The following is a 1,554-nucleotide window of genomic DNA, read 5'->3' on the forward strand; positions in this document are numbered from 1 at the left end:
GCACCCCACCGGCCAGGGCCAGCAGCCGCAGCGTCCGGTGGGCGGTGAAGTTGCCGAAGAACTGGGGGCTCTCCACGATCGCGCCGACCCAGCCGTCCAGGCCCCGGTTGCGGGGTGGGTCTGGCCCCACCCCGGACCGGCCCACCACGCCCCGTGCGCGCGGACGGGCGCCGGCGGTGGACTCGACGGATGACCCGTGACCGCATCGCCGCCGCCTGCTGGCTGCTCGCCACCACCGTGTTCCTGACCGCCAACGTCGTGGTCGGGCTGGCCTGGTGGCACCCCCGGTTCAGCTGGGCCGAGCACAACGTCAGCGACCTGGGCAACGTGGGCTGCGGGGTGTGGGACACCACCCGTCCCCGCCTGGTCTGCTCGCCGTGGCACCCGGCGATGAACGCCGCCCTCGTCGCCGTCGGGGTGCTGCTCGCGCTCGGCATCCTGCTCGCCCGGACCGCCCTCGGGTCGGGCCGGGCGGCCGGCGCGACGCGGTGGCTGACGCTGGCCGCCGCCGTCGGGTACGTGCTGGCCGGCGCCCGCCCGGCGGATGTGGACGAGAACGGGCACCTGCTGGCCGCGCTGCTGATCTTCCTGTGCGGCAACGCCGGCATGCTCGTCGCGGCGACGGCGACGCGCGCGCCGCTGCTGCGCGAGCTGTGGACCGTCAGCCTCCTGCTCGGCGTGGCCGGCACGGTCGGTGTCGCGCTGTTCTGGGCCCGGGTGGACGTCGGCATCGGGGTGGGGGGCATGGAGCGGGTCGCCGTCCTCCCGCTGTTCGGCTGGGTGACGCTGGCGGGCCTGCGGCTGCTCCGGGCCGGGCGGCGCCGGCCCCTATCCTGACCGGATGGAGCTGGCGTTCAGCGGAGAGGTCTGGTTCTGGCGCGGTCCGGCGCCGTACCACTTCGTCACCGTGCCCGACGAGCAGAGTGCGGCCATCGAGGCCGCCTCGGCGTCGGTCACCTACGGCTGGGGGATGATTCCGGTGGCCGTCCGGATCGGGGACACCGACTGGCGGACCTCGCTGTGGCCGAAGGACGGGCGGTACGTGGTGCCGCTGCGGGTCGCGGCGCGCCGGGCCGAGGGCATCGAGGTGGGCGACCGGGTGGACGTGCGCTTGACGGTGGACGTGTGACCGGCCCGGCGCTGGCGGAGGCGGCCCGGCTGCTCGCCGCCGCGACCCGGCCGGTGGTCTTCACCGGGGCCGGCATGTCCGCGGAGAGCGGCGTGCCGACGTTCCGGGACGCCCGGACCGGTCTCTGGGAGCGGTACGACCCGCGGGAGCTGGCCACGCCGGCGGCGTTCCGGGCCGACCCGGCCCTGGTCTGGGGCTGGTACGAGGGCCGCCGGCACGGCGTGCGCCGGGCCGTGCCGAACCCCGGACACCGGGCGGTGGCCGCGATCCAGGCGCGGCTGCCGGAGACCGTGGTGATCACGCAGAACGTCGACGACCTGCACGAGCGGGCAGGCGCCACCGCCCCGGTCCGCCTGCACGGCAGCCTGTTCGCGCCCCGCTGCTCGGCCTGCGACCACCCCGCCACGCCGCCCGACGACGGCCCC

Annotated in this window: 3 protein-coding genes and 1 pseudogene; 3 read left to right on the forward strand and 1 reads right to left on the reverse strand. The window is 76.5% G+C overall.

The window, feature by feature from the left end; translation table 11 throughout:
* Positions 1-94, reverse strand: a pseudogene (locus tag HUW36_RS34750) (ABC transporter ATP-binding protein); the annotation flags it as partial.
* Positions 95-189: 95 nt separating this feature from the next.
* Between HUW36_RS34750 and HUW36_RS32545 the strand changes: the two are divergent.
* The 3 genes from HUW36_RS32545 to HUW36_RS32555 form a co-directional block, all read left to right on the forward strand.
* A complete protein-coding gene (locus tag HUW36_RS32545) occupies positions 190-837 on the forward strand; it encodes a DUF998 domain-containing protein (protein WP_174531547.1) in 648 nt (215 codons plus the stop codon).
* Positions 838-841: 4 nt separating this feature from the next.
* On the forward strand, positions 842-1,129 hold the full coding sequence (locus HUW36_RS32550; protein WP_099160846.1) for a DUF1905 domain-containing protein: 288 nt from the start codon (positions 842-844) through the stop codon (positions 1,127-1,129).
* Positions 1,126-1,554, forward strand: a 429-nt coding sequence (locus tag HUW36_RS32555; RefSeq protein WP_281357588.1) for a Sir2 family NAD-dependent protein deacetylase, incomplete at its 3' end; no start/stop codon positions are given. The genes HUW36_RS32550 and HUW36_RS32555, both read left to right, overlap by 4 nt.

The sequence above is a fragment of the Micromonospora maritima genome, assembly GCF_902825405.1.
Classification (GTDB): Bacteria; Actinomycetota; Actinomycetes; order Mycobacteriales; family Micromonosporaceae; genus Micromonospora; species Micromonospora maritima.

Coding starts and splice junctions, on each gene's coding strand:
- HUW36_RS32550 (WP_099160846.1), top strand. CDS start 842: ATGGAGCTGGCGTTCAGCGGAGAGGTCTGGTTCTGGCGCGGTCCGGCG.
- HUW36_RS32545 (WP_174531547.1), top strand. CDS start 190: ATGACCCGTGACCGCATCGCCGCCGCCTGCTGGCTGCTCGCCACCACC.